At 70.1% G+C, this 21,765-nt stretch carries 16 protein-coding genes; 6 read left to right on the forward strand and 10 right to left on the reverse strand.

Features of this window, described 5'->3' with window-relative positions:
* Window positions 1-44 precede the first annotated feature (44 nt).
* Complete coding sequence (locus tag Pla163_RS01355; protein WP_145182425.1) at window positions 45-1,220, reverse strand: Fic family protein; 1,176 nt, start codon at window positions 1,218-1,220, stop codon at window positions 45-47.
* 193 nt (window positions 1,221-1,413) lie between these two features.
* Window positions 1,414-3,630 carry a hypothetical protein gene (locus tag Pla163_RS01360; RefSeq protein WP_145182427.1) on the reverse strand — a complete coding sequence of 739 codons (2,217 nt, stop codon included), beginning with the start codon at window positions 3,628-3,630 and terminating at the stop codon, window positions 1,414-1,416.
* 624 nt (window positions 3,631-4,254) lie between these two features.
* On the opposite strand from Pla163_RS01360, the gene Pla163_RS01365 reads away from it, so the two are divergent.
* The gene (locus Pla163_RS01365; RefSeq protein ID WP_419186189.1) at window positions 4,255-4,863 is read left to right on the forward strand and encodes a PH domain-containing protein; all 609 of its coding nucleotides are present in this window, start codon (window positions 4,255-4,257) and stop codon (window positions 4,861-4,863) included.
* A gap of 37 nt (window positions 4,864-4,900) precedes the next feature.
* On the opposite strand, the gene Pla163_RS01370 is transcribed toward Pla163_RS01365, so the two are convergent.
* The 5 genes from Pla163_RS01370 to Pla163_RS18560 form a co-directional block, all read right to left on the reverse strand.
* Window positions 4,901-5,875: a hypothetical protein gene (locus tag Pla163_RS01370; RefSeq protein ID WP_145182434.1), complete on the reverse strand. Its 975-nt coding sequence runs from the start codon at window positions 5,873-5,875 to the stop codon at window positions 4,901-4,903.
* 44 nt (window positions 5,876-5,919) lie between these two features.
* Window positions 5,920-6,633, reverse strand: a complete 714-nt coding sequence (locus Pla163_RS01375) for a hypothetical protein (RefSeq protein WP_145182436.1) — start codon at window positions 6,631-6,633, stop codon at window positions 5,920-5,922.
* A 97-nt stretch (window positions 6,634-6,730) separates the two neighbouring features.
* Window positions 6,731-7,894, reverse strand: a complete 1,164-nt coding sequence (locus Pla163_RS01380; protein WP_145182439.1) for an alpha/beta hydrolase family protein — start codon at window positions 7,892-7,894, stop codon at window positions 6,731-6,733.
* A gap of 367 nt (window positions 7,895-8,261) precedes the next feature.
* Complete coding sequence (locus Pla163_RS01385; protein WP_419186190.1) at window positions 8,262-8,792, reverse strand: RNA recognition motif domain-containing protein; 531 nt, start codon at window positions 8,790-8,792, stop codon at window positions 8,262-8,264.
* A 278-nt stretch (window positions 8,793-9,070) separates the two neighbouring features.
* Window positions 9,071-9,874, reverse strand: coding sequence for a formyltransferase family protein (locus Pla163_RS18560; RefSeq protein WP_419186191.1), 804 nt, complete (start codon window positions 9,872-9,874; stop codon window positions 9,071-9,073).
* Window positions 9,875-10,202: 328 nt separating this feature from the next.
* Here Pla163_RS18560 and Pla163_RS01395 point away from each other — a divergent pair, with 328 nt between their 5' ends.
* The 4 genes from Pla163_RS01395 (at window position 10,203) to Pla163_RS01410 (ending at window position 18,090) form a co-directional block, all read left to right on the forward strand.
* Complete coding sequence (locus Pla163_RS01395; protein WP_419186192.1) at window positions 10,203-12,665, forward strand: esterase-like activity of phytase family protein; 2,463 nt, start codon at window positions 10,203-10,205, stop codon at window positions 12,663-12,665.
* Between the two features lie 90 nt (window positions 12,666-12,755).
* Window positions 12,756-13,601, forward strand: coding sequence for a hypothetical protein (locus tag Pla163_RS01400; RefSeq protein WP_145182449.1), 846 nt, complete (start codon window positions 12,756-12,758; stop codon window positions 13,599-13,601).
* Window positions 13,602-13,662: 61 nt separating this feature from the next.
* Window positions 13,663-16,308, forward strand: coding sequence for a M14 metallopeptidase family protein (locus tag Pla163_RS01405; protein ID WP_419186193.1), 2,646 nt, complete (start codon window positions 13,663-13,665; stop codon window positions 16,306-16,308).
* Window positions 16,309-16,326: 18 nt separating this feature from the next.
* The gene (locus Pla163_RS01410; RefSeq protein ID WP_145182455.1) at window positions 16,327-18,090 is read left to right on the forward strand and encodes a nucleotidyltransferase domain-containing protein; all 1,764 of its coding nucleotides are present in this window, start codon (window positions 16,327-16,329) and stop codon (window positions 18,088-18,090) included.
* 128 nt (window positions 18,091-18,218) lie between these two features.
* On the opposite strand, the gene Pla163_RS01415 is transcribed toward Pla163_RS01410, so the two are convergent.
* The 3 genes from Pla163_RS01415 to Pla163_RS01425 form a co-directional block, all read right to left on the reverse strand.
* Window positions 18,219-19,163, reverse strand: coding sequence for a mechanosensitive ion channel family protein (locus tag Pla163_RS01415; protein WP_145182458.1), 945 nt, complete (start codon window positions 19,161-19,163; stop codon window positions 18,219-18,221).
* Window positions 19,164-19,321: 158 nt separating this feature from the next.
* Window positions 19,322-19,492, reverse strand: coding sequence for a DUF1328 domain-containing protein (locus tag Pla163_RS01420; RefSeq protein WP_145182461.1), 171 nt, complete (start codon window positions 19,490-19,492; stop codon window positions 19,322-19,324).
* Between the two features lie 117 nt (window positions 19,493-19,609).
* Window positions 19,610-19,993: a hypothetical protein gene (locus tag Pla163_RS01425; RefSeq protein ID WP_145182464.1), complete on the reverse strand. Its 384-nt coding sequence runs from the start codon at window positions 19,991-19,993 to the stop codon at window positions 19,610-19,612.
* 388 nt (window positions 19,994-20,381) lie between these two features.
* Between Pla163_RS01425 and Pla163_RS01430 the strand changes: the two genes are divergently transcribed.
* Entirely contained in the window at window positions 20,382-21,737 is a 1,356-nt protein-coding gene (locus tag Pla163_RS01430; protein WP_145182467.1) for a hypothetical protein, read from the forward strand.
* Window positions 21,738-21,765: the final 28 nt, after the last annotated feature.

Below are 21,765 nucleotides of genomic sequence, written 5' to 3' on the forward strand. Positions count from 1 at the left end.
AGTGTTGCCCCACACGGGACCCGGAGGCGCCGAGCACCCGCAGTTCAGTCTTCCGTACCCTGCTCCGTCCCCTCGTTCAGGATCTCGAGGTAGCGAGCATAGGCATAGACGAGGTTGCGACTTCCTCCGGTCAGCTCGTGGACGACGCCGAGGTCCTCGAGGCGGCGAAGGGAACTGATGACAGTGGGTTCGGAGAGCTGTGTCGCAAGAGCGAGTGGCTTGACCTTGGCGACCGGTCGACGCTGCAGTTGGTCGTGGACGAGCAGCGCTGAGCGCGCGGGTCGTCCGAGCTGCGCGATGCGGGCTCGGTCGGCCTCGGCGAGATCGGTCAATGCTCTCGCGGCGGCGGCAGCCGAGTCCGCCGTGGCACGTACGCCCTCGAGGAAGAAGTCGAGCCACGCCTCCCAGTCGCCGTCGCGGCGAACCGATTGGAGCAGCTCGAAGTAGGTTCTGCGGTGCTTGCGAAGGTAGACGGAGAGATACAGCAGCGGTTCGCGAAGCACTCCCTGGGCACAGAGCAGGAGCGGCACCAGGAGACGGCCCACCCGACCGTTGCCATCGAGGAACGGATGAATCGTCTCGAACTGCACGTGCGCCAGCGCCGCCTTCACGAGCGGCTGGGTCGGACCTGGATCGTCGTGCAGGAAGCGTTCGAGCGCGCCCATGCACTCGGCCAGTTCATCGTGCGGCGGCGGGACGAACTCTGCGCGGCCCGGGCGCGTGCCGTTGATCCAGTTCTGCGAGCGGCGAAACTCACCGGGCTCCTTCGACGCTCCGCGGCCGGACGAGAGCAGGATCCCGTGCACCTCTTTCAAGAGGCGGTTCGAGAGCGGCAAGCCCTCGCGAAGCCGGCTCACTCCATGGTCCAGCGCTCGTACGTAGCAGGAGACCTCGCGCACGTCGTCGAGCGGAACGCCGGGAGCTTCCTCTACTTCGTAGAGCAGGAGGTCCGAGAGCGTCGACCGCGTGCCCTCGATCTGCGACGACAGCACGGCTTCCTTGCGGACGTACAGGTACAGGAAGAGGTTGTGGTCGCGGAGGATCGAAGAGGCACCGTCGAGACGACAGACAGCACCATGGGCCTCGAGGAGAAGATCGAGGCGGGCGCCAGAGAGGTCGAGCGGCGGTTCGGGGGGGAGAGGATGAGGCACGAAGGCCTTGACCGTTTCGCCACCGAGGCTCGAAACGGGTCGGGTTCGTCCAGTGGGTCCGCGATGCATGGGTCGACTCCGCGACGAGGGCAGGAACTTTGGGATCGCCCCACTGTAAGCAAAGGTTTGGGCCTGAACCTTTGGCTTGGACAGGGTTGGGTCAGGGTTGGCCATGGGTTTGCAGTCTCTGAGCCCCCTGGACGCAGGCTCGACAGGCTCCCCCCAACCGAGCCCCGGACCCCACCGGACAGCGCTCGCCGGCTCAGACCCCCCCCGCCAACCCCTCCACCCCGAACCGCGTCGCACCCACCACGATCCCGACCCCACTCACCGGATCGATCTCGACCAGCGCGTTGCCCACACCAGTCCCCGACACCCGCGTCGCGAACAACCGCATCGTCCCCGCGTCGTACGCCAACCCGCGCAGGCCGTCGACGCCCACCGGCCCCACGCTCGTCCACTCGGTGCCGGGCAGCTCGAGCTTGAACAGCTCGCCGTCCGTCACCCCGTACACCACGTCCTCGCGCGCGTCGTACGCGAGGCCCTCGAGCGCCGGCGAGTTCAGCGCGCGGATGCCCTTCTCCTTCGCCGTGTCCGGGTCGAACGCCATGAGCAGCCCCGTCGTGCGCTCGACCGCGTACAGCGAACGGCGCCTCGAATCGAAGCACAGCCCGCCGCGATAGTCCGTGGCTCCGAGCGACGAAACGCCCGACAACAGCGCGATCAGCGCGCCCTCGCCCGTCACCGGATCGATGCGCACCAGACGCGGCGCGGCGTCACCGGCCCCGGACACGGGCGGCACCTCCAGGCCGAAGACCGCGCCCGAGCTCGGGTCCTGCGCCAGGCCCTCCACGTGGTCCCAGCCCAGCGCGCCCACGGCCTCGGGCGGACCGGACGCGACCGGTGCGCCGCCCACCACGACGACCGACGGTCCGGTGTCGGCCAGGCGGTACAGCGCGCTCGGACGGTCGCGCCGCGCGGCGAACAGGTCGCTCGTCGCGGGTTCGAAGGCGAGGGCGCCGATCGGCTCGCTCACGCCCAGGACGTCGCCGACCGAGACGCCGCCGCTGAACAGGTCGACGACCAGGCGGCGCGACTCGGACTCGCCCGCCACGACGCCCGCGCCGACCAGCACGCGCGCGACGGCATCGAAGGCGAGCGCGTCCACCGACTCCAGTTGGCCCACGTCCGTGCTCGCCACGAACGTCACCACCTTCGACACCAGGTCCACCGCCAACACCGCCGCGCCCGCGTCGTCGTGCACGAACAAGCGGTTCTGGAACTCGTCGAGCGCCAGCGCACCCAGCTCGCCGCCCAAGACGGCGAAGGGAGCGAGCGCGCCGGTCGCCGAATCCACCGTCACGATGCGCGCACCGTCGCTCGCGAACACGAGTCCCGTGCGGCCGTCGCGCACCAGGCCGCCGAAGTCCGTCGCAGCACCTGCAGCGCCCCCGGCGTCCGTCCGCGCGCGCACCGCACCCGAGGTCCGGTCCACGTCGCCCAGGCCAGCGCCCTCGAACGCCCCGAACAGCGCCGCGCCGTCGAACGCCAGTCCGGTGCAGCGACCGCCGACGATCGCGCGCCGCTCGAAGGCGGGCAGTGCCTCGGTCGCGACCACGCCGCGCGCTCCGTCGATGGCGACCAACGTGTCCGCGAGCGGATCGTGGGCCAGCGCGCCGGCCCCGAACGCCGTGCCCGCGGCGAGCGCTTCGCCGAACGCTCCTCCGAGCGCGGGCGTGCCGGGCACGGGATCGGCCAGCGTCGCCTCGCCGGTACTCGTGTCGATCGCGACCAGCGACCCCGTGGCCGCGTCCGCTCCGTACAGCACGCCGTCCACCGGATCGAAGACCGCTCCGCGCACCGCGTCGAAGCCGAGCCCCGCCGTGCCGACCTCGGTCGCGATCAGCCCGCCGCCACCGACGCCGAGGACGTACAGCCGATCGAGCGCGTCGCCCACCGCGTAGACGGCGTTCGTGATGGGGTCGCGGGCCAGCGCGCTGAACGTCTCGCCCGGCACGAGCACCTGCCCCACGAACAGCGACAGCCCGCTGGCCGGATCCACGAGGTCGATGCGCCCGCTCGCGTCGATCGCGACCAAGAGTCCGTTGTCGAGGTCGGTCATGCCGGTGGCTCCTGTGATCGACGGACCGACGATGTGAAGCGCGCCCGTCACGCGATCCACGCGCAGCAGGAGTCCCCCGGGCGAGAGCGCGAGCAGCGCACCGCTCGCGTCGACCACCGCTGCGCCGAGATTCGGCGCGCCGCCGAGGCCGAGTCCGCTGAGCGCCGTGGTCACCGCCGTCGTGCGCGTGACCGCGACGGCGAGGCCCTGACCGCTCGCGTCGGTCGCGCGCACGCTGCCGATGAACGTGCTCGAGCCGGCGCCGGGCGTCACGCCGCCGAGGCCGTCGTCGTTGCGGCTGTTGCAGGAGGCGCAGGCGAACAGCGCGAAGGGCAGGGTCAGGTGGGAGAGCTTCATCGTGGCGGGGCGGTCAGGGAGTGGGCGGGTCGGCGCGACGTGGGTGCTGGTCGACGCGGTTGGCCGAGTGCGAACTCTGGGCGGTCGCCGCTCGATCCGAGGGCGCGGCGCTCGCCGAGCTGGTGTGGGCGTGCTCGGGGGGGCGTTCGTGGCTGCGCGCCAAATGGAAGATCCTAGACGGAGCGCGCCGAGTCGGCGAGGCGTGGCCACGTGTGGGTCACTCGAAAGGCGCTTCGTCCGCGGGGGCAGGGCGGGCCTTCGAGCGCGCGAGCAGGGGTCGTGGTCGGCGACTCCCCGATCGCGGACGGGTCACCCGTGGCGGCGCGGCGGCGGCGCGGATCGCTCCGCGGTTCGTGCGAAGATCGCCGCGCCGCGCGAGTAGGGCGCAGCGCTGACGACGGCGGGGCCCACGGCAAGGCGCCCGCGAGCGGCGGCGCGCGTCCGACCCGTGGCGCGCGCGGATTGCCGCTCCACCCGTTCGGGCGCCCGTGCTCGCAGCTGGGCGCTCGCTCGTACCGCTCGCACCGCACGCGCCGTTCACCCGCCAGATCACCTGTCAGATCGCAGTTCGGCCGACCGCTCCTTGTGTCGCCCCGCTCGTTCCGACCTCCCCCGACCATGAACATGAGCACGCCCACCCTCCGCACGCCCGAGACCGTCCTCGCCAGCGCCGAGTTCGACGAGCGCCTGCCGACCTACTTCCTGCTGCAGACGCTGTTCGCTCTGACGATCATGTTCTTCACGATCCCGCTGGTCCCGATCTGGTTCATCCTCGGGCGGCCGCTGCACCAGAAGCAGTACGAGGCGCTGTCGGCCGTGCTCACGAACCGCGCGCTGAAGGTGAAGAGCGGCGTCCTGGTGCGCGTTCAGAAGAGCATCCCACTGGACAAGATCACCGACCTCGTGCTGACCGAGGGTCCGATCCTGCGGCGGCTCGGGCTGTGCGGGCTGACGATCGAGACGGCCGGCGCGGGCTCGACCACGGGCCAGGCGGCGCTCGTCGGCGTGAAGGACGCAGAGGCCTTCCGCGATCGTGTGTTGGCCCAGCGCGACGCGATCGTGTTCGGCGAGGAAGGCGAGGGGCGTGCCGCGATGGATGACGGACCGAGCGGGCGTTCGAAGGCGGGTGCGGCGAGCGGTGCGGCGGCGAGCGTCGCCGACGCGGCGGTGCTGACGGATATCCGCGACAGCCTCCAACGCATCGAGCGGATGATGGCGGAGCGGCGGGGGTGAGTGGGGTGGCGCGGCGAGCTCCGCCATTGTCGAGCTGCTAATCGTCTCCGCCCGACTCCAGCTCCAACTCCTGCTCGACAGTTCGCACCGACCACTCGTCCCAGGTGCCGTCGCCGCCTCGATCGACGATTCGCGCGAAGGCGTACTCCTCGTGGACGGACGTGTGGAGCGGGTACAGCTCGACCGTCACATCGCCGGTTGCGGGCGCGTCGACGTGTCGATCGATGAGAGCGATGCGAGTCCTGGGAGCCAACAGCGAGCGCAGGAGCCCGAAGCGCTGGGTGTCCGTGTCATCCGGCACATCACGCGGCGCGAACGCGATGGTGCTGAGCCCCTTGCTCGCGGGCCGCAGCGGAACCTCGCGCACGGTGCCGTCGACGGAAGAGCGTGCGAGGCAGACGCGGCGCCCATCGGCTCGATACATGAGCGACAGGCACTGCGGCGCCGGCATGCTCCCCTCCACGCCGTCCTGGTAGAGGCGGGTCCGACTCAGGGGGGTGGCGGGGACGATGCGCCGTGCGACGACCTGGTGCCGTTCGTCGAGCACGGTGTCGATCCGCGGTGCGTTCCACGTCCAGTGTTCGATCAGCGTCGAGCCGGCCGTGTCGACGCCAGCGATGAGCATTTCGAGCGGACTCGTCATGCGGATCGCGGTCGGCCGGAACGCGAGCGCGATGCTGTGTTCGAGGTCCAACTCGTCGGCGCCTTCGTCGGCCGGCGCCGTCGCGGGTGCGTGCCAGTGGTGGTGCAGCGCGAGGAGGAAGACGTCGACGTCGGGGTCGAGCGGTGATTCGTCCCACCAGACGAAGATCGTCGCGCTGAACTCCTCGTCGAAGCGGTGTCCGAACCCGCGCCAGTCCAAGGAGCCGCCGCTGGCCTCGACGTACTCCGGTGCCGGAGCGTCCTGCTCGTCGATCGGTGCGTCGACCGACCCGCACGACGTGAGCGCGAGCCCGATCAGCGCGGCGGTGGCAGCGGTGCGAACGGACCGGGACCGAGTGCTGGTGTTCACGTGCGCCTCGATCGGCCCGCTCGCTCCTGCACCACCCACCCGCGCTACCACTTCTTCGTCGAGCCCGACCCGTTCATCGTCTCGAGCTGCTCCGGCGTCAGGATCGACGTCAGCGCCGCTTGGAACGCCTGGGTGTTCTCGCCCTTCAACTGACCCAGGTACTCGAGGTCGGCACCCTCGGCCGCGAGGCGCGCGATCTCCTCGCGGCGCGCCTCCTGGTCGTACAGCGCACCGAGCATCGACTCGCGTTGCACGGCGTCGAGACCGAGCCAGGTCTCGTACTTGTTCGTCAACGTCTCGAGCACCTCGGCGCGGTCGGGGGCGGGCTTCGTGCGGTCGGCCGGACTCGGGGCCTTGCCCGACTTGATGTCGGCCGCCAAGCGTTCGAGGTCGGCGAGGCTCGGATCGTCCATCGCCTTGGCGTCGTCCTCGTCCGTCGCTCCAGCGCGTCCGCTCGCCAGCGCCTCCGCCAGCAGTTCCTCGAGCTCGTCACGCGTCACGTACCCACTCGCCGGCACACGCTCGCTCGGCTCCGCCACCAACTCGAGCGCGGTCAGGCGCAGGTCGATGCGCGCCAACTGCTCGTCGAGGGCGTCGAAGCGCGACACGTCGGCGCTCGTGCTCGCGCCGTCGTTGCCGAGCGACATGGGGGCCGCTTCGGCGCCACCGTTCCTCAGCACGATCGTGGACAGGAACGCACCCGTGGCGCCGGCGGCCAGCGCGACGGCGACGAGGTGGGGGACGGCGACGGTCTTCATGGGGCACGAGGGTACCGGCTGCCTCCGGTTCGTACCCCCGTCCGCGAGTTCGGCCGGGTGCGCGGGGACCCGTGGACTCACTCGCCGGCCTCGCCGCTCAACCCTTCTGCGCCGCGCGCGCCCGCTGCCAGACGTCGCCGTCCTCGAGCACGCCGCGCGCTCCGTCGCCCATGAGCCACGCGTGCGCGGCCGCATCGCCGAGCAGGTACGCGTCCCAGAACGCCGTCGAAAGCGCCAGGATCGCGCGGTGGTGGTTGGGATTGCGCGCCTCGGTCTCGCCGGGCAGTCCGCGCTCGCCGAAGGCCGAGTGCTCCGCCCCGTCCAGCACGAGTTCGTAGCGATCGATCGTCGCGGGCAGGTACGGATAGACCTCGCGGCGCGTCTGCGGCGTCTGGTCGCCGATGACCCCGGCGTCGTGCGTGCCGGTCATCAGCATCCACGGGATCGACACGGCGCCGAAGGCCTGGGCGGGCGTGCCGGTGGACGGCTTCGACGGACTCATCGCGAGCGCTGCGTCGATGCGCGCGTCGGTGAAGGGTTGCGCTCCGCTGCCACCCGAACGTCCGGGCGCCGCCTGCCCGCTGACCGCCTGGGTCGTGACCGCGCCGAACGAGTGGCCGGTCATGCCGACGTGCTCGAGGTCGACGCGGCCATGGAGCAGGTGCCCGTCCAGCGCGTTCCACAGCTCGAGTTGGTCCAGCACGGCGGGCACGTCGGCCACGCGCAGGAAGTAGTTCTCGGCCGACGCCGCGTCGCGCATGGCCTTCATCCGGCGCAGGCGCGGCACGTCCTTCCAGACCGACTCGTCGCTGCCGGGGTGTTGGAGGAAGACGCACAGGTACCCGCGCGCCGCCCAGTGTCGGCCGAGGTAGGGCGAGGCTTCGCGCGAACCGCCGAGCCCGTGGCTGAACACCACGACCGGAGCGGGGACGGGTGCGACCAGGGCGGCCGCGCCCGGCGTCGCGGTGCCGTTCGCCGCGCCGCTCTGGACCGGTTCGGGCGGCAGGTACAGACGGATCGGGATGGTGCGCTCGCGTTCGGTGTCGACGACGTCCAGGTCCACCACGCGCACCTCGTCGATCCGCGCGGTCGCGAGCGGGTCGTACGTGGACGCGGGCGTCGTCGTGCGCGCGGCGGGCGCCGGCTCGTCCTGGACGCTGGATCCAGCGCGCAGCGGTCCGGCGGCGGCGGCCGTCACGAGGGCGGCGAAGAGGGCGAGAGCGGTGGCGCGGCGGGCGCGCGAGCGTGTGGTCTGCAGCATGGTCGGTTCTCCGTGCCACCGATTGTCGGCCGCGCAGGTGCTGGGGACGCCGATCGCCGTGGAACCGGTCGCGTCCGTCGGAACTGGCTCGAACGGCGTCGCTTCGCTCGTTCGACGGCTCCTCTACGCGCGGCGAGGGTGGACGGACGCAGGACGCGACCCTTCGTGCCATTGCTCGATCGATGGATCGACTTCGCCGTGACGTTCGTGCCGTGTGTCCACCGCGCACGCGCTGTCGGGCTGCTGCGTCGAGTTCGCTCCCCAACGCAACAGCGGCCGCCCCTCGCGTGCGAGGGACGGCCGCCGTGTGGACCGCCGAAGCGATCTGGGTCCGCAGTGTGAACCGTGGACCGTGTGGGCCAGTGACCTAGTAGCGGTCGCGGCCTCCGCCGCCGCCGCCACCGTAGCCACCGCGACCACCGCCGCCGCCGCCGCCTTCGCGACCGCCACGACCGCCGCGGCCACCGCCGCCGCCGCCACCACCGCCGAAGCTACCGCGGGGGCGCTCTTCGCGCGGGCGGGCTTCGTTGATGACGAGGGTACGGCCCTCGAGTTCAGCGTCCTGGAGGCCTTCGATGGCGGCCCGGCCAGGTTCATCGTCCATTTCGACGAAGCCGAACCCACGGGGGCGCTGCGTCTCACGGTCCATGGCGAGGTGAACTCGGTTCACTTCGCCGTATTGAGCGAACAGGTCCGCGATATCGTCTTCGGTACTGCGGAAGGGGATGTTCCCCACGTAAATATTGATCATCTCGATCCTTGATCGATCCCGACGTCTCTTGCTTATCCGGTGACCAGACGAGACCCTCGGGACGATCGCCGTACTGGTGCGAAGCCCGATGGCTTCGCTGCTGCGACGCCCGTTGGCCTCGCAGGGCGCCGTTATAGCCGAAGCCATGGGTCCTGCGGGTCAAGTCCCGAGGGATCGCGCCCGGGTGCCACGGGCGGGGCGACGAGCCAGGTCGGAGACCCAGGACCGTTCCAACCCCGTTGCAGGGTGTTTCCGGGCACTTTTCAGGGGCGTTCGCGGGTCGGGACGCCCGAGCCAAGAGGCCCCGGGAGCCCCTGCGAGCTTTTCGAACTTCGTCGGTGGCACGACCCGCGGAACCGGTCGCGAAGGGCGGCCCGCCCTCCGTCGCACGAGCCTCCGTCGCACGAGGTCGGACGCCTGTGCGGTCAACGGCGGGGCGCGTAGGAACCGTCGGCCAGCTTGCGCCGCACGCGTGCGAGTACGTCGTCGGGCGCGTTTCGGAACGTGGGCCACGGCGACGGTCCTTGGGAGCGGCGCAGTTCGTGGAAGCGACCGTCGCGCCAAGCGTCGAGGACTTCCGCCATCAAACGACCGGCGAGGACGAGCGTGCCCAGACACAGGTCCTCGTAGGTGGCGCCGGCGGGGACGTCGAGCTCGCGCCGCATCAGGATGTCGCCCGTGTCGATGCCGCTGTCGCACAGGTGGCAGGTGGCGCCGACCGGAATGTCGTGCAGCACCGACCAGGCCGGCGACGCGGAGCCGCGGCACTCGGGCAGCAGACCTGGGTGGCTGTTCACGACGCCGTCGCGCGGAAGGTCGAGCAGCGGTCCGCGGACGATGCGCGTGCCGCCGAGCACGATCAGGTCGAGCGCGCGGTGGTGGTGGTCGGTGGTGTCGTGCTCGACGGTCGCGTCGTGATCCCTGGCGGTTCGCTCGTGCGGTGCGAGTCCGTGTGCGCGCAGAGCGGCGAAGACCCGTGCGCTCGTGTGTTTCGGCACGTGCGTCGTCGCGATGCCGTGTTCCGCGCACAGCTCGGCGATCGTCGGCGCGTCGAACGGAAGCCCGGTGATGCGTTCCTCGAACTTGTGGCGCTCGGTGTCCGCGACGGTGGAGCGCTCCGACACGACGAGCTGCGGCACGTGCCCGTGCTCGAGCAGGCGCCGCAGCATCTCGCGGCCGTACGGGTGTTCTTCGAGGACGAGGAACGCGAAGAGCGGTGAGCGCGGCATGGGCCAAGGGTCTACGGCCCCACGCGGCCGGTGTCCACGGCGCGGGACCTGCGCCTCGGTCCGGACGCGCTCCCCGGCGCGCGCAGACGACTCCGCACCGTTGGACGCGCCGTTCGGCGCACCGTTCGATCGCGCCCGCATGCCCGCGTGCCGTCCAACCGTCTTCACACACCCCTGATCAGCGAGTTCCCGGGAACCCACTAGGCTGGAGCCTTCCCTTCGCGCGGGCGCCCTCGCTCCCCCGCGGCTCGAACGCCTCTTCGATCCGCGTCGGCTGCCCCCCTCGTTCCTGTCCACTTGCACGGCCGCCATCGAGCGGCCAACTGCCATGCACCTGTCTGCATTCGTGCACGTCGGCCTCGTGTCGGCGTCGTTGTGCGCGCTCTGCCCCGCCGCACTCGCCCAACGCCAGTTGCCGTCGACCATCTCGACGGGCGGCTCGACCCAGATCCCCGACACGGAGCGTGCGTCGAAGTTCGCGTCGCTCGAGCTGGGACCGAACACGTTCCGACGCATCGCGACGTTCCCCGTCTTCCAGAACACCGACGCCGACGAGGACGCCGTCGCCGAGATCGTCGCCGCGGCGAACGACGGCACCACGCTGATCTACACGGACAGCGCGCAGGAGCTGCTCGGCTTCGTCGACATCACCGATCCCACGGCGCCGACCGCCGACGGGACGATCGACCTGGGAGGCGAGCCGACCTCGGTCGCCACCGTGAAGAAGCTGACCTTCGCCGGCACGAAGGAGTTCGCGCTCGTGTGCGTCAACACGAGCGACGGCGACTTCGTGAACCCGAGCGGCCTGCTGCACGTGATCGACGTCGACACCCGTACCGTCGTGCGCACGATCGACCTCGGTGGTCAGCCCGACTCGATCGCCGTCGCGCCGCTGGGTCAGTACGCGTGCATCTGCATCGAGAACGAACGTGACGAGGACCTCGGTGACGGAGCGCCGCCCCAGGCTCCGTCCGGTTTCCTCGTGATCGTCGACCTCGTCCTCACGCCCGAGTTCTGGAGCACGCGCACCGTCGGCCTCGACGGCATCGCCGGCCTGTTCCCGAACGACGCCGAGCCCGAGTTCGTCGACATCAACCTGTTCGACGTCGCCGTGGTGACGCTCCAGGAGAACAACCACCTCGTGCTCGTCGATCTGCCCACCGGCGCGATCCTGAACGACTTCTCCGCCGGGACCGCGGATCTCGAGGACATCGACACGAACGAGAACGACCTGATCGAACAGGTCGACGCCCTGGCGGCCGTTCCGCGCGAGCCGGACGGCGTGGCCTGGATCTCGCAGATCGCGTTCGCGACCGCCGACGAAGGCGATCTCGACGGCGGCAGCCGCGGCTTCACGAACTGGAGCGTCCTGGGCCTGCCGACCTACGGCGCGGGCAATTCGCTCGAGCACCTGGCCGCGCGCGTCGGGCACTACCCGGAGGACCGTTCCGAGAACAAGGGCGTCGAGCCCGAGGGGGCCGAGTTCGGTTGGTTCGGACCGCGCCGGTTCCTGTTCGTCGGTGCCGAGCGCGCGAACCTCGTCTACGTCTACGAGATCGTCGCGGGCCCGATCCTCGGGCAGTTCATCCCGCTGCTGCGTCAGGTGCTGCCCACGGGCGTCGCCCCCGAAGGACTGCTCGCGATCGGCGAGCGCGACCTGTTCGTCGTCGCCTGCGAGGAGGACGACCGCGGCGACGGGATCCGTTCGACGCTGATGATCTACGAGCGCAGCGCCGAGCCGAACTATCCGACGCTGGCCTCGGTCGATCGCGTGGGGACGGACGTTCCGATCCCGTGGGGGGCGCTGACCGGCCTCGCCGCCGAGCCGTCCGATCCGAACACGGTCTTCGCCGTGCACGACGACACCTACCAGCGCAGCCGCGTGCTGATGATCGATCGCAACGGTCCGGTGGCGAGGATCGTGGACGAGGTCGAACTGCGCGATCCGAAGGGACAGCTGTGGGTCCAGCTCTGGCTGACCGGCGCGATCTTCGGCAACGACGCGCCCGACTTCTCGATCGACGCGATCATCAACCCCGACAAGTCGGTCAACCTCGACCTCGAGGGCATCACGCTCGACTCGAACGGCGATTTCTGGATGGTGACCGAGGGCCGCGGCGAGACCGTCGGCGGTGTCAGCGTGGACGGCGAGGAGTTCGAGCTTCCCAACTTCATCGTGCACGCCACGCGCGACGGTGTGATCCAGCAGGTCTACCGCCTGCCGTTCCCCGTGGACGACGACCAGGGCCCCGACGGGTTCACGGGGCTGGCGAAGGTCGGGCGATTCGTCTACGTCGCGTTCCAACGCGCCTGGGAGGCGGACGGCGACCCCGCGGAGTTCGCGCGCATCGGTCGCTTCGACACCACGGCGAACGACTGGAAGTTCGCCTACTACCCGCTGGATCTGCCCGCGTCGCCGGACAGCGGCAAGATCGGCCTGTCCGAGCTCGTCCACATGGGCGGTGACGACTTCGCCGTGATCGAGCGCGACAGCGGCGTCGGTCCGGACGCGTCGACGAAGCGCGTCATGGGCTTCTCGATCGCCGGCGTGAACTGGCTCTCGTACCACAGCGTCCCGAACCTCACGGTGCTCGACAAGCACCTGGTGAAGGACCTGGTCGTCGACGGTGTCTGGGCGCCGTGGGCCGGTCTCGTGCCCGGGCAGGTCGACGGCATGACGCTGCTCCAAGGTGGGGCGGCGCTGATCGTCAACGACAACCAGGGCGTGGACGACAACAACGGCGAGACGCTGCTGGTCGAGATCGATCTGCCGGCCGCCTGCTCGCGGTAGCGCGGACCGACACGCGCCCGTTCCCACGAGCGGACGTCGTCCGAGCGGCCCTCCTTGCCTCGCGGCGGGAGGGCCGCTCAGTTGGTGGGCATGAAGCGCTTCCTCATCGCCATCGCCGCTCTCGCCCCGACCGTTCCGGCCCTGCTCGTCGCCGATCCCGAACGCGCGCCGCAGCAGACGCCCGCGCCCACCGCTGTCGCGGCGCAGGGCGGAATCACCGTGAACCCGTACCAGGTGAAGGTGGTGCGCGAGCCCGGGATCGAGGGGCTCGAGGTCTTCGACGAGCCCGGGATCGAGATCAAGGTCGCGATCCAGGTGCCCGGCAAGCCGCTGCTCGAGGTCGTGGACGATCGCTGCACCGTGCGCCGCTTCGTCGACGACGCCGGCACCGATCTCGCGCCCGGGCTCGAGGCCGGCTTCTTCCACTGGGCGCAGCTCGACTCGCGCTGGGGCGACGATCCGGACATGACGATCGCGTCGCTGACCCTGACGGCCGGGTCGTTGCCGAGTCCGAAGGCCGGGCGTCTCGAGCTCGACGCCACCGTCGTGATGCTGTCGGCCTCGGACCTCGACACCGACGAGGTGGCGCTCGAGTTCAAGAAGGGGGTGAAGTTCGAGTTGGCCGGCATCCCGTTCACCATCAGCGACGTGGAGGACGTCGAGGACGGGTGGGGCGACGCGGTCCAACAGATCACCCTCGAGACCAACACGGCGCTCGACGCGATCCAGAAGTTCACCCTGCTCGGTCCGGACGGCGCGGAGGTCGGGTGCGACGAGATGGGGACGACCACGATGTCGTTCGGCGAGCGCGTGACGATTCGCAAGGACATCGGTCCCCACGTGAAGCTGGCGAGCGGCACGCTGCGGGTCAGCTACTACCGCACGCTCGAGGAGGTCGAGGTGCCGCTCGCGCTCGACCTCGGCGTCGGGTTCTGAGGGCCGGCGCGGGCCGCGAGCGGGGTTCGATGGAGCGGCGGCGCGTGCCACAATGGTCGCCATGCAGCTCCGAGACCTCCGCTCCCGCATCTCCTCCGTCCTCGCCGCCGTCCTGATCGCGAGTTCCGTCGCGACCACGCACGCCGTCGCGCAGATCGGCGCGCCCGACGAAGGGCCCCAGCCGCTGTCCTGGTACCTGCCCGACGACGTCACCTACGACGCGGCGTTCCCGGTCCCGGCCGACGTGCTGGGTTGGGAGATCGGGACCTGGCACGCGCGGCACGACCAGATCGTGCGTTGGTTCGAGCTGTTGGCGGAGCGTTCGGACCGGATCTCGATCGAGGTCTACGGCCACAGCCACGAGGGCAAGCCGCTGGTCCTGGCGACGGTGACCTCGCCCGCGAACCACGCGCGACTCGAGGATCTGCGCAGCGCGCACGTCGAAGCGGTCCTCTCCGGCGCCGAGTCGTTCGACGGTCCGAACGTGGTGTGGATGGGCTACGGCGTGCACGGCAACGAGCCCAGCGCGTCGAACGCGGCGCTGCTCACCGGCTATCACCTGGCCGCGGCGACCGGCGGCGACATCGACGCCTTCCTCGAGAACACGATCGTGCTGATCGACACGTGTCTCAATCCGGACGGGCACGACCGCTTCGCGCAGTGGGCCAACTCGCACAAGGGCGTGAACCTCGTGGGCGATCCGGCGCACCGCGAACACCGCGAGGTCTGGCCCGGCGGTCGCACGAACCACTACTGGTTCGATCTCAACCGCGACTGGCTGCTGCTGACGCACCCCGAATCGCGGGGCCGCATCGAGCGCTTCCACGCCTGGATGCCGCAGGTGCTGACCGACTACCACGAGATGGGGACGGGCGCGTCGTACTTCTTCCAGCCCGGGATCCCGTCGCGCACGAACCCGCTGACGCCTTTCCGCAACGTCGAGCTGACGCGCGAGATCGCCACGTACCACGCCGCGGCGCTCGACGACCTCGGGAGTCTCTACTACACCGAGGAGAGCTACGACGACTTCTACTACGGCAAGGGTTCGACGTACCCGGACGCGCACGGCTGCATCGGCATCCTGTTCGAGCAGGCCAGCTCGCGCGGCCACTTCCAGGAGAACGACTACGGCGGGATCAGTTTCCCGTTCACGATCAAGAACCAGTTCACCACGTCGCTCTCGACGTTCGCCGCGGTCGACGGGATGCGCGCGAAACTGTCCGACTACCAGCGCAGCTTCTACCGCGACGCGGCTCGCGAAGGCGGCGAGTCCGAGATCGGCGGCTACGTCTTCGGGTGCGCCGAGGACCCGCTGCGCGCGCGACGGATGGCGGACCTGCTCGATCGGCACGGCATCGAGGTCGTGGCCGCGACCGACGCGCTCGAGGACGAAAGCTACGAGCGCGGTGCCTCGTGGGTCGTGCCGACCGGCCAGCCCCAGTACCGCCTGGTCCGCGCGCTGTTCGAGCTGCGCACGTCCTGGGACGACAACACCTTCTACGACGTGTCGAGTTGGGCCTTCCCGCTGAGCTTCGGCGTGCAGTACCGCGCGCTCGGTCGCGACGAGCTCGGCGCGGTCCAAGCCGTCGGCGAGGCGTACACGGAAGCGCGCGGTGGCGGGCTGTTCGAAGGCGAGGAGCGCCCCGTCGCGTGGGCCTTCGAGTGGCACCGTTCCTCGGCCGCGCGCGCGCTGAACCAGTTGCTCGAGGCCGGCGTCGTGGCGCGCGTCTCGACCCAGGCGTTCGGCGCCTCGACCCAGGGCGACATGCGGACCCGGTTCGACCGCGGGACGATCGTCGTGCCGCGCGGGATCCAGACGCTCCCGACGACCGAGGTCCGTGCGGCGCTGCGCGATGTGTCGGAGCTCGGCCTCGAGGTGCGCGCGTTGACCAGCGGCCTCACGTTCGAGGGCCTCGACCTGGGCAGTGGGAACGTGCAGGCCCTGGAGGCGCCGCGGCCGTTGATGCTCGTCGGTGGGAACGTGTCGGCCTACGAAGCCGGCGAAGTCTGGTTCCACCTGGACCAACGCGTCGGACTCGCGCTGTCGATGGTCGAGCAGGACGACTTCCGTGGCCTGGATCTCGCGCGCTACACGCACCTGGTGCTCGTGTCGGGCGCCACGTCCGGCTGGGGCGACTCCGAAGAGGAGAAGGTGCGCGACTGGGTGCGCGCCGGCGGCGTCGTGGTCGCGACCAAGAGTTCGGCCGTGTGGGCGGCGGAGAACCTGATGTCGAACGCGGACGGCGACGACGACGCGAAGGACGAGGACGAGGACGGCGACTCCGAGCCGCCGGCCTACGCGGACTACGCCCAACTGCGGTCCACCGAGCGCGTCGCGGGCACCATCTTCGAGGCGCGACTCGACCTGACGCACCCCATGTGCTTCGGCTACACGCGCGACCGCCTGCCGGTCTTCCGCAACTTCAACTCGACGCTGCCGGAGAGCACGGATCCGTTCGCGGTGCCGCTGCGCTACACGGACGCGCCGCTGTTGTCGGGTTTCGCGGCGGACGAGAACGTCGAGCGCATCGCGGGCACGCCCGTTCTGCGGGCCCAGCGCGTCGGCTCCGGCACCGTGATCGCACTCGTGGACGACCCGCTCTTCCGCGGCGTGTGGGACGGCACCGCCAAACTGTTCGAGAACGCCCTGTTCTTCGGCCGCGCGATCGATCGCACGGGACCGCTGGGCGAGGAAGCGGGCGAGTAGACCTCGCCTGCCGAGCGAATGCAGCTCTCCGAGGGGACGCGCGTCGTCCTGAAGGTTCCCGGTGCTGGTGCCGGCCGGGTCCATCCGGTCGGCGCTGTCGCCGTCGTCGTATCGATCCCGAGCGACTCGGCGCGCACGTACCGGCTGCGGTTCGAGGACGGGGACGAGGCCAACTTCACCCGCGGCGAGTTCGCCCGCCTGGTCGATGCGCAGGACCCTCGTCAGGGAGGTGCTCGGTCGACGCTGGAAGATCGCGAACTCACCGACTTCGTCGTCCTGCGCTCCGTGGTGGGCTCGCGCGCCTACGGGCTGTCGAACGACGCTTCGGACGAGGACGTGCGCGGCATCTATTTGCCGCCCACCGAGCGAACCTGGTCGCTGTTCGATCCTCCCGCACAGCTCGAGGAGTCGGGGACGGCCGATGCGCCCGCCGATGAAGTGTTCTGGGAGCTGCGCAAGTTCCTCCTGCTGGCGCTCAAGGCCAATCCGAACATCCTCGAGGTGCTCTGCACGCCGCTCGTCCTGAGTTCCACGCCGCTGGCGGACGAACTGCGCGCGATGCGATCGGCGTTCTTCTCCAAGCTCGTCTACCAGACCTACTCGGGCTACGTGCTCGCACAGTTCAAGCGCTTCGAGCGCCGCTCGTCGAAGGGTCTCGAGCCGAAGTGGAAGCACGCGATGCACCTGCTGCGCCTCCAGATCGCCGGCGCCGGCCTCATGGAGACCGGAGACCTCAGGCTCGACGTGGAGGGGGAGGAGCGCGAGAAGCTGCTCGAGATCCGCGCCGGTGCCTGGAGCCTCGAGCGCGTCGACGACTGGCGCGCGGAGCTCACCGAGCGTTTCGAGCGCGCCTTCAGCGGCACGTCCCTTCCCGATCGACCCGACTACGAGCGCGTGGAGCGCTTCCTCGTCGGTGCCCGCCGTGCCGCCTGTGTCCCTCCGGCCAGCCTCGCGTCCCCGTGGCGACCGTCGCCCGCGGCGTCGCGTGCTCCGGCCATCGACGAGCTGCGTGCGAGCGGCATCGAAGCCGAGGCGACGGCGGCCCTCCAGCGCGTCGTCGAAGAATCACCGCACCCGCTCGTCTTCGCGACCGTGACCGGAGCGCACCTATACGGGTTCCCGTCGCCGGACTCCGACTACGACCTGCGAGGAGCGCACGTCCTGCCCCACGCGGCGTTCGGAGGCCTGAGCGATCCGCGTCGGACGATCGAGGTCATGGACCCGGACGGGGAGGTGGATCTCGACCTCGTCTCCCACGACCTGGGCAAGTTCGCGGCGCTCCTGCTGCGGCCGAATGGAGCCGTACTCGAACAGCTCGCCTCGCCGTTGGTCGTCCACTCGACGGCCCTGCACCGTGAGTTGCTGGACCTGCTGCCGAAGATCGTGACGAGTCGACACGCGCGTCACTACTCGGGATTCGGCCGGTCGCAGTGGGTGCTGTTCTCGAAGCGCCCGACCGTCAAGGCGCTGCTCTACGTGCACCGCGCCCTGTTGACCGGGATCCACCTCGTGCGAACGGGTGAAGTGGAGGCGTCGCTGCCGCGGCTCCTGGACGCGGTTCCGTTGCCCGTGGCTCGGGTGAGACTCCTGGAGGAGCTGCGCGCGCGCAAGATGGAGGGCGACGAGAAGCAGTCGATCGCGACCGACGAGCTGGAGCGCTTCGAAGCCTCGTACACCTTCCTGCGCGAGCGCCTGGAGGAGGAACGCGACCGCAGTCCGCTTCCAGCCGCACCGAGCTGCCGCGACGAACTCGCCGACCTGGTGCGAGCGGCGCGCCACTGATGCGTCGGCGAATGACTTGGGGGCCGAACGAACCCGGGCCCCGTTCGACGGTTGCGGATGCAGCCGTCCGACCGAGGGCCCGGAAGTCGTTCGCAGAGCGTCCGACCCGGTCGTGTTCGTGTCGCGGACTAGCCGGCGTCGCTGGAGCGCCCGTCCTCGACGTGGCTCCCGCGCCCGGTGAGCTGTTCACCCAGCGCTTCGGTCCAGTCGTCGACGAGCACGTCCTTGGCACGCGCGAGGTCGAGCGTGCGGATCGGGAAGGGGATCTCGATCGCCGCTTCGTCGAAGGCGTGCTCGAGCGCGAGGATGACGCCGGTTCGCAGGGCGATGTAGTCGGTGTCGCTCTCGGTGTCGAACCAGACCCGCGCTTCGAAGTCGATCGAGCTGGCGCCGAAACCGGTTCCCACGAGCTGCGGCGCCGGCTCGGACCGCACGCCGTCGATCTGGCGCAACGCCTTCTCGGCGACCTCGACCGCCTGCTCGAGATCGGTCTCGTAGGCGACGCCGACGGGTACGTCGAGGCGACGTTTGTCGGTCGCGGTGAGGTTCTCGACCGGGTTCTCGAAGACCTCCTTGTTCGGGATGATCACGTGGTGCCCGGTGAAGGTCTCGACCACCGTGTTGCGCAGGTCGATGCGGCGCACGATGCCGAAGATGTCGTTCGTCTCGATCAGGTCGCCGATCACGAACGGCCGGCGGAATCCGAGGTACACGCCCGCGATCAGGTTCGCCGCCAGGTCCTGGAACGCAAAGCCGAGAGCCAGTCCGACGACGCCCGCGCCGGCCAGCAGCGAGAAGATCGCTTCCTTCAGGCCGAGGACGCTCAGCGCGAGAACGGCGCCGACCGCGACGACGGCGATCCGGACGATGGCGGTCAAGAGTCCCGTGATCGCGCTCGAATGGGCGACCTTGCCGATGCCCCGCTCGGCGCCGCGCGCGACGAACTTCGACGCGACGCCGAAGACGATCACCACCAGGAAGGCGACGGCGGCGTTCGGCAGGTTGGCGATCGCCGCGTCGTACCACGCGTTCAGGCGTTCGATCAGAGGCTCGAGTTCTTCGTTCCAGTCCATCGTCGGGTGTTGGTCGTGCTCGTCGTGCGAGTGCTGGTGTCGGTGGCGATCGGGCGGGAACGCACCCGGCCGGATCGAGGTGGTCTCGATCCGGCCGGCGCGTCACCGCTCAGCGCGACCGCGGGCGGGGAGTCTTCGTCGTCGGAGGGCGGGCGCGGTCAGGCCGTTGTGCTCGCACCCTTGCCGCGCAGGACGTTGACCACGATCAGCACGAGGGCGACGACGAGCAGGATTCCGGCGATGTCGATGGCGAGCGAGTAGACGCCGGAGAAGCCGAGGACGCCGGCGATGAGGGCGAGGACGAGGAAGGTGACGATCCAATTCAGCATGGGTCCGTTGGGTGAGAGTCTGGGGGCGCGGCGCGCGCAGGGCGGCCTCGGGGGGTCACGCGCTCGCGTCGATGACGGGGCGCGCGGTGAGGGATGGAAGGAAGGGGAGTTGGGCGATCAGGAGTCGAGCGCGCCGTCGATGTCGTCACCGAGGCGTTCGAGGCCGTCGACCACCGCATCGCGGGCGTCGCGCCAGGCATCGCCGGTGGCGTCGCCCATCTCCTCGAGCTTCTGTTCGAGGGCGGCAATGCGCTCTTCGAAGGCGTCCGACGAGGAGTCCTGGGCGGACTCGGCTCGCTCCTTCAGCGCCGAGAGCGCGTCCCGCGTCGAGTCGGCGAAGGCGTCGTACTGATCGGCCGTGTAGTCGGTGAGGTCGTCCCAGGCGCGCTCGGTGTGTTCACCGGCGCCCTCGAGGGCCTCGGCGTCGGAGGAGCAGCCGGTCAGGGCGAACAGCGGCAGGGTCGCGGCGAGGACGGTCGTGGCGATGGCGTGGTGCTTCATGGCTCCGGTGCAGGTTGGGCCGAGCGGGAGTCGCTCGACGACGTGCCCCTTTTGCGAGCCGCGTGCCAACGCCTCGGCGCGCGGCCAGAACTCCATTTCTACAAGGTGGTTGCGTTCAGATCTGGACTCGGCAGGCCACTCGAGCGCGCCGGGCTTTCGGGCCCAGGCACCCGACCTGGGTCGGGTTGTTGGGCCCGAAATCCACGGACATACCCCTCCGTGACGGCCCTGGCTCAGCGGCACGACCGGTCTCGGATCGAGCACTGGATCTGGATCGGACGCCCGATCGTCCGGCAGTCCCTAGGCTCGGGGCGTGGCGGCTCCGACGGGCGGAGCCGCGCGAGCCCCCTCAGCACCCCAGGTCCCACTCTCCTCCCGAGGATTCGCCATGGACATCACCATCCGACGCGTCGCCGCAGCTCTTGCGGTGCCTTCACTCCTCTGCGCCTCGGCCTTCGCCCAGCTCACCGTGGGCCCGGCCGGCAGCGGAGCCACCTTCGACCAAGTCTCGGACGCGCTCGCGGCCGCTGCGCCCGGAGCCGTGATCCACGTGGCCGCCGGCGTCTACGAGCCCTTTGTCGTCGACCGGGACGTGTCGATCGTCGGGGCGGGCTCCGATCAGAGCTTCGTGGCCTGGCCGGCCAACTCGACGGTCAGCGGCATCGCCGTGAACGGAGTGTCCGCGGGGGAGACCGTCCGCATCAGTGGCTTCGGTCTCGACTCGGCCACGAACGCCAGCGTGAACGTCCCGCGCATCCATCTCAGCCACTGCGATGGCCGCGTGGAACTCGTGGACCTGCGCTCCCTGACACTCGAGTCGACCGCCGCCAACTTCTGGGGCTTCACCGCGCTCGGCATCGCAGACTGCGACGCGGTCGTTCTGCAGGGTGTCGAAGCCCGTGGGAGCCACGGTGCGTTCGGCGGGACGCTCGTCGGCAGCGGGGGCACGGCAGGGTCGATCGTCGCCAGTCGCGTGTGGCTGAGCGGGTGTCTCTTCGCCGGAGGCCACGGTGGCGACGGCGGCGGAGGCGAGGCGCTCGTGATCACCGACGGCTCGTTCGTGGAGGTCAGCCGCAGCGAAATGCTCGGCGGCAACGGTGGCGCCCACTTCGGCTTCGAATGGTGGGACATCTACAGTTTTCAAGGTGAGCACGCGATCCTGACGACCGATTCGCGACTCGTCATTGTGGACAGCACCGTCATCGGTGGAGACGGAAGTCAAACCTCGGACCAGGACTGGTCAGGCGGAGGACCTGCCATCCGCACGGGGAACGGGACCGACCTGCGCTACTCGCCGAACTCCGAGCTGCGCTCGGGCGCCAACGGGATCGGCGAGTACCAGGCCGGATTCGACATCCAGAACCACGGCGTTGCGAGCGTGACGGTCGTCGCTGAGACCGAGAACCGTCCGACGCTGCGGATGTCGCCGCCGCTCGTCGCACCAGGTGACGTGACTGCGATCGAGGCGACCGGCCGCGCGGGTGCGGTCCACGCCGCGTACGCCGCGCTCTCAGGGTTGGTGCCGCTCGAGGTTCCCGGCATGGGCATGTTCGTGCACATCGACCCGCTGATCGCCTTCCCCGTCGCGATCCTCGTGCTCGACGGGAGCGGTACGACCAGCACCCAGCTCGTCGTCCCGCCGTTCGCGGCGCTCGCCGGGCTCGAGCTGGTCCTGCAGTCGCTCGACGTGGACATCAGCGCACTGCGGATCAGCAACCCCGCGCTCCTGACCGTCCGGCAGTGACCCGGTAGCACGCACGAACGCGAGCGGC

It is taken from the genome of Rohdeia mirabilis, from assembly GCA_007750655.1.
In the GTDB taxonomy this organism is placed as follows: domain Bacteria; phylum Planctomycetota; class UBA1135; order UBA1135.

Bases quoted from the DNA above. Each gene is read 5' to 3' on its own strand.
- Pla163_RS01415 (WP_145182458.1), bottom strand. From the start codon at position 19,163: ATGGACTGGAACGAAGAACTCGAGCCTCTGATCGAACGCCTGAACGCG.
- Pla163_RS18560 (WP_419186191.1), bottom strand. From the start codon at position 9,874: ATGCCGCGCTCACCGCTCTTCGCGTTCCTCGTCCTCGAAGAACACCCG.
- Pla163_RS01355 (WP_145182425.1), bottom strand. From the start codon at position 1,220: ATGCATCGCGGACCCACTGGACGAACCCGACCCGTTTCGAGCCTCGGT.
- Pla163_RS01405 (WP_419186193.1), top strand. From the start codon at position 13,663: ATGCAGCTCCGAGACCTCCGCTCCCGCATCTCCTCCGTCCTCGCCGCC.
- Pla163_RS01380 (WP_145182439.1), bottom strand. From the start codon at position 7,894: ATGCTGCAGACCACACGCTCGCGCGCCCGCCGCGCCACCGCTCTCGCC.
- Pla163_RS01395 (WP_419186192.1), top strand. From the start codon at position 10,203: ATGCACCTGTCTGCATTCGTGCACGTCGGCCTCGTGTCGGCGTCGTTG.
- Pla163_RS01410 (WP_145182455.1), top strand. From the start codon at position 16,327: ATGCAGCTCTCCGAGGGGACGCGCGTCGTCCTGAAGGTTCCCGGTGCT.
- Pla163_RS01420 (WP_145182461.1), bottom strand. From the start codon at position 19,492: ATGCTGAATTGGATCGTCACCTTCCTCGTCCTCGCCCTCATCGCCGGC.
- Pla163_RS01425 (WP_145182464.1), bottom strand. From the start codon at position 19,993: ATGAAGCACCACGCCATCGCCACGACCGTCCTCGCCGCGACCCTGCCG.
- Pla163_RS01385 (WP_419186190.1), bottom strand. From the start codon at position 8,792: ATGGCTTCGGCTATAACGGCGCCCTGCGAGGCCAACGGGCGTCGCAGC.
- Pla163_RS01375 (WP_145182436.1), bottom strand. From the start codon at position 6,633: ATGAAGACCGTCGCCGTCCCCCACCTCGTCGCCGTCGCGCTGGCCGCC.
- Pla163_RS01360 (WP_145182427.1), bottom strand. From the start codon at position 3,630: ATGAAGCTCTCCCACCTGACCCTGCCCTTCGCGCTGTTCGCCTGCGCC.
- Pla163_RS01400 (WP_145182449.1), top strand. From the start codon at position 12,756: ATGAAGCGCTTCCTCATCGCCATCGCCGCTCTCGCCCCGACCGTTCCG.
- Pla163_RS01365 (WP_419186189.1), top strand. From the start codon at position 4,255: ATGAGCACGCCCACCCTCCGCACGCCCGAGACCGTCCTCGCCAGCGCC.
- Pla163_RS01430 (WP_145182467.1), top strand. From the start codon at position 20,382: ATGGACATCACCATCCGACGCGTCGCCGCAGCTCTTGCGGTGCCTTCA.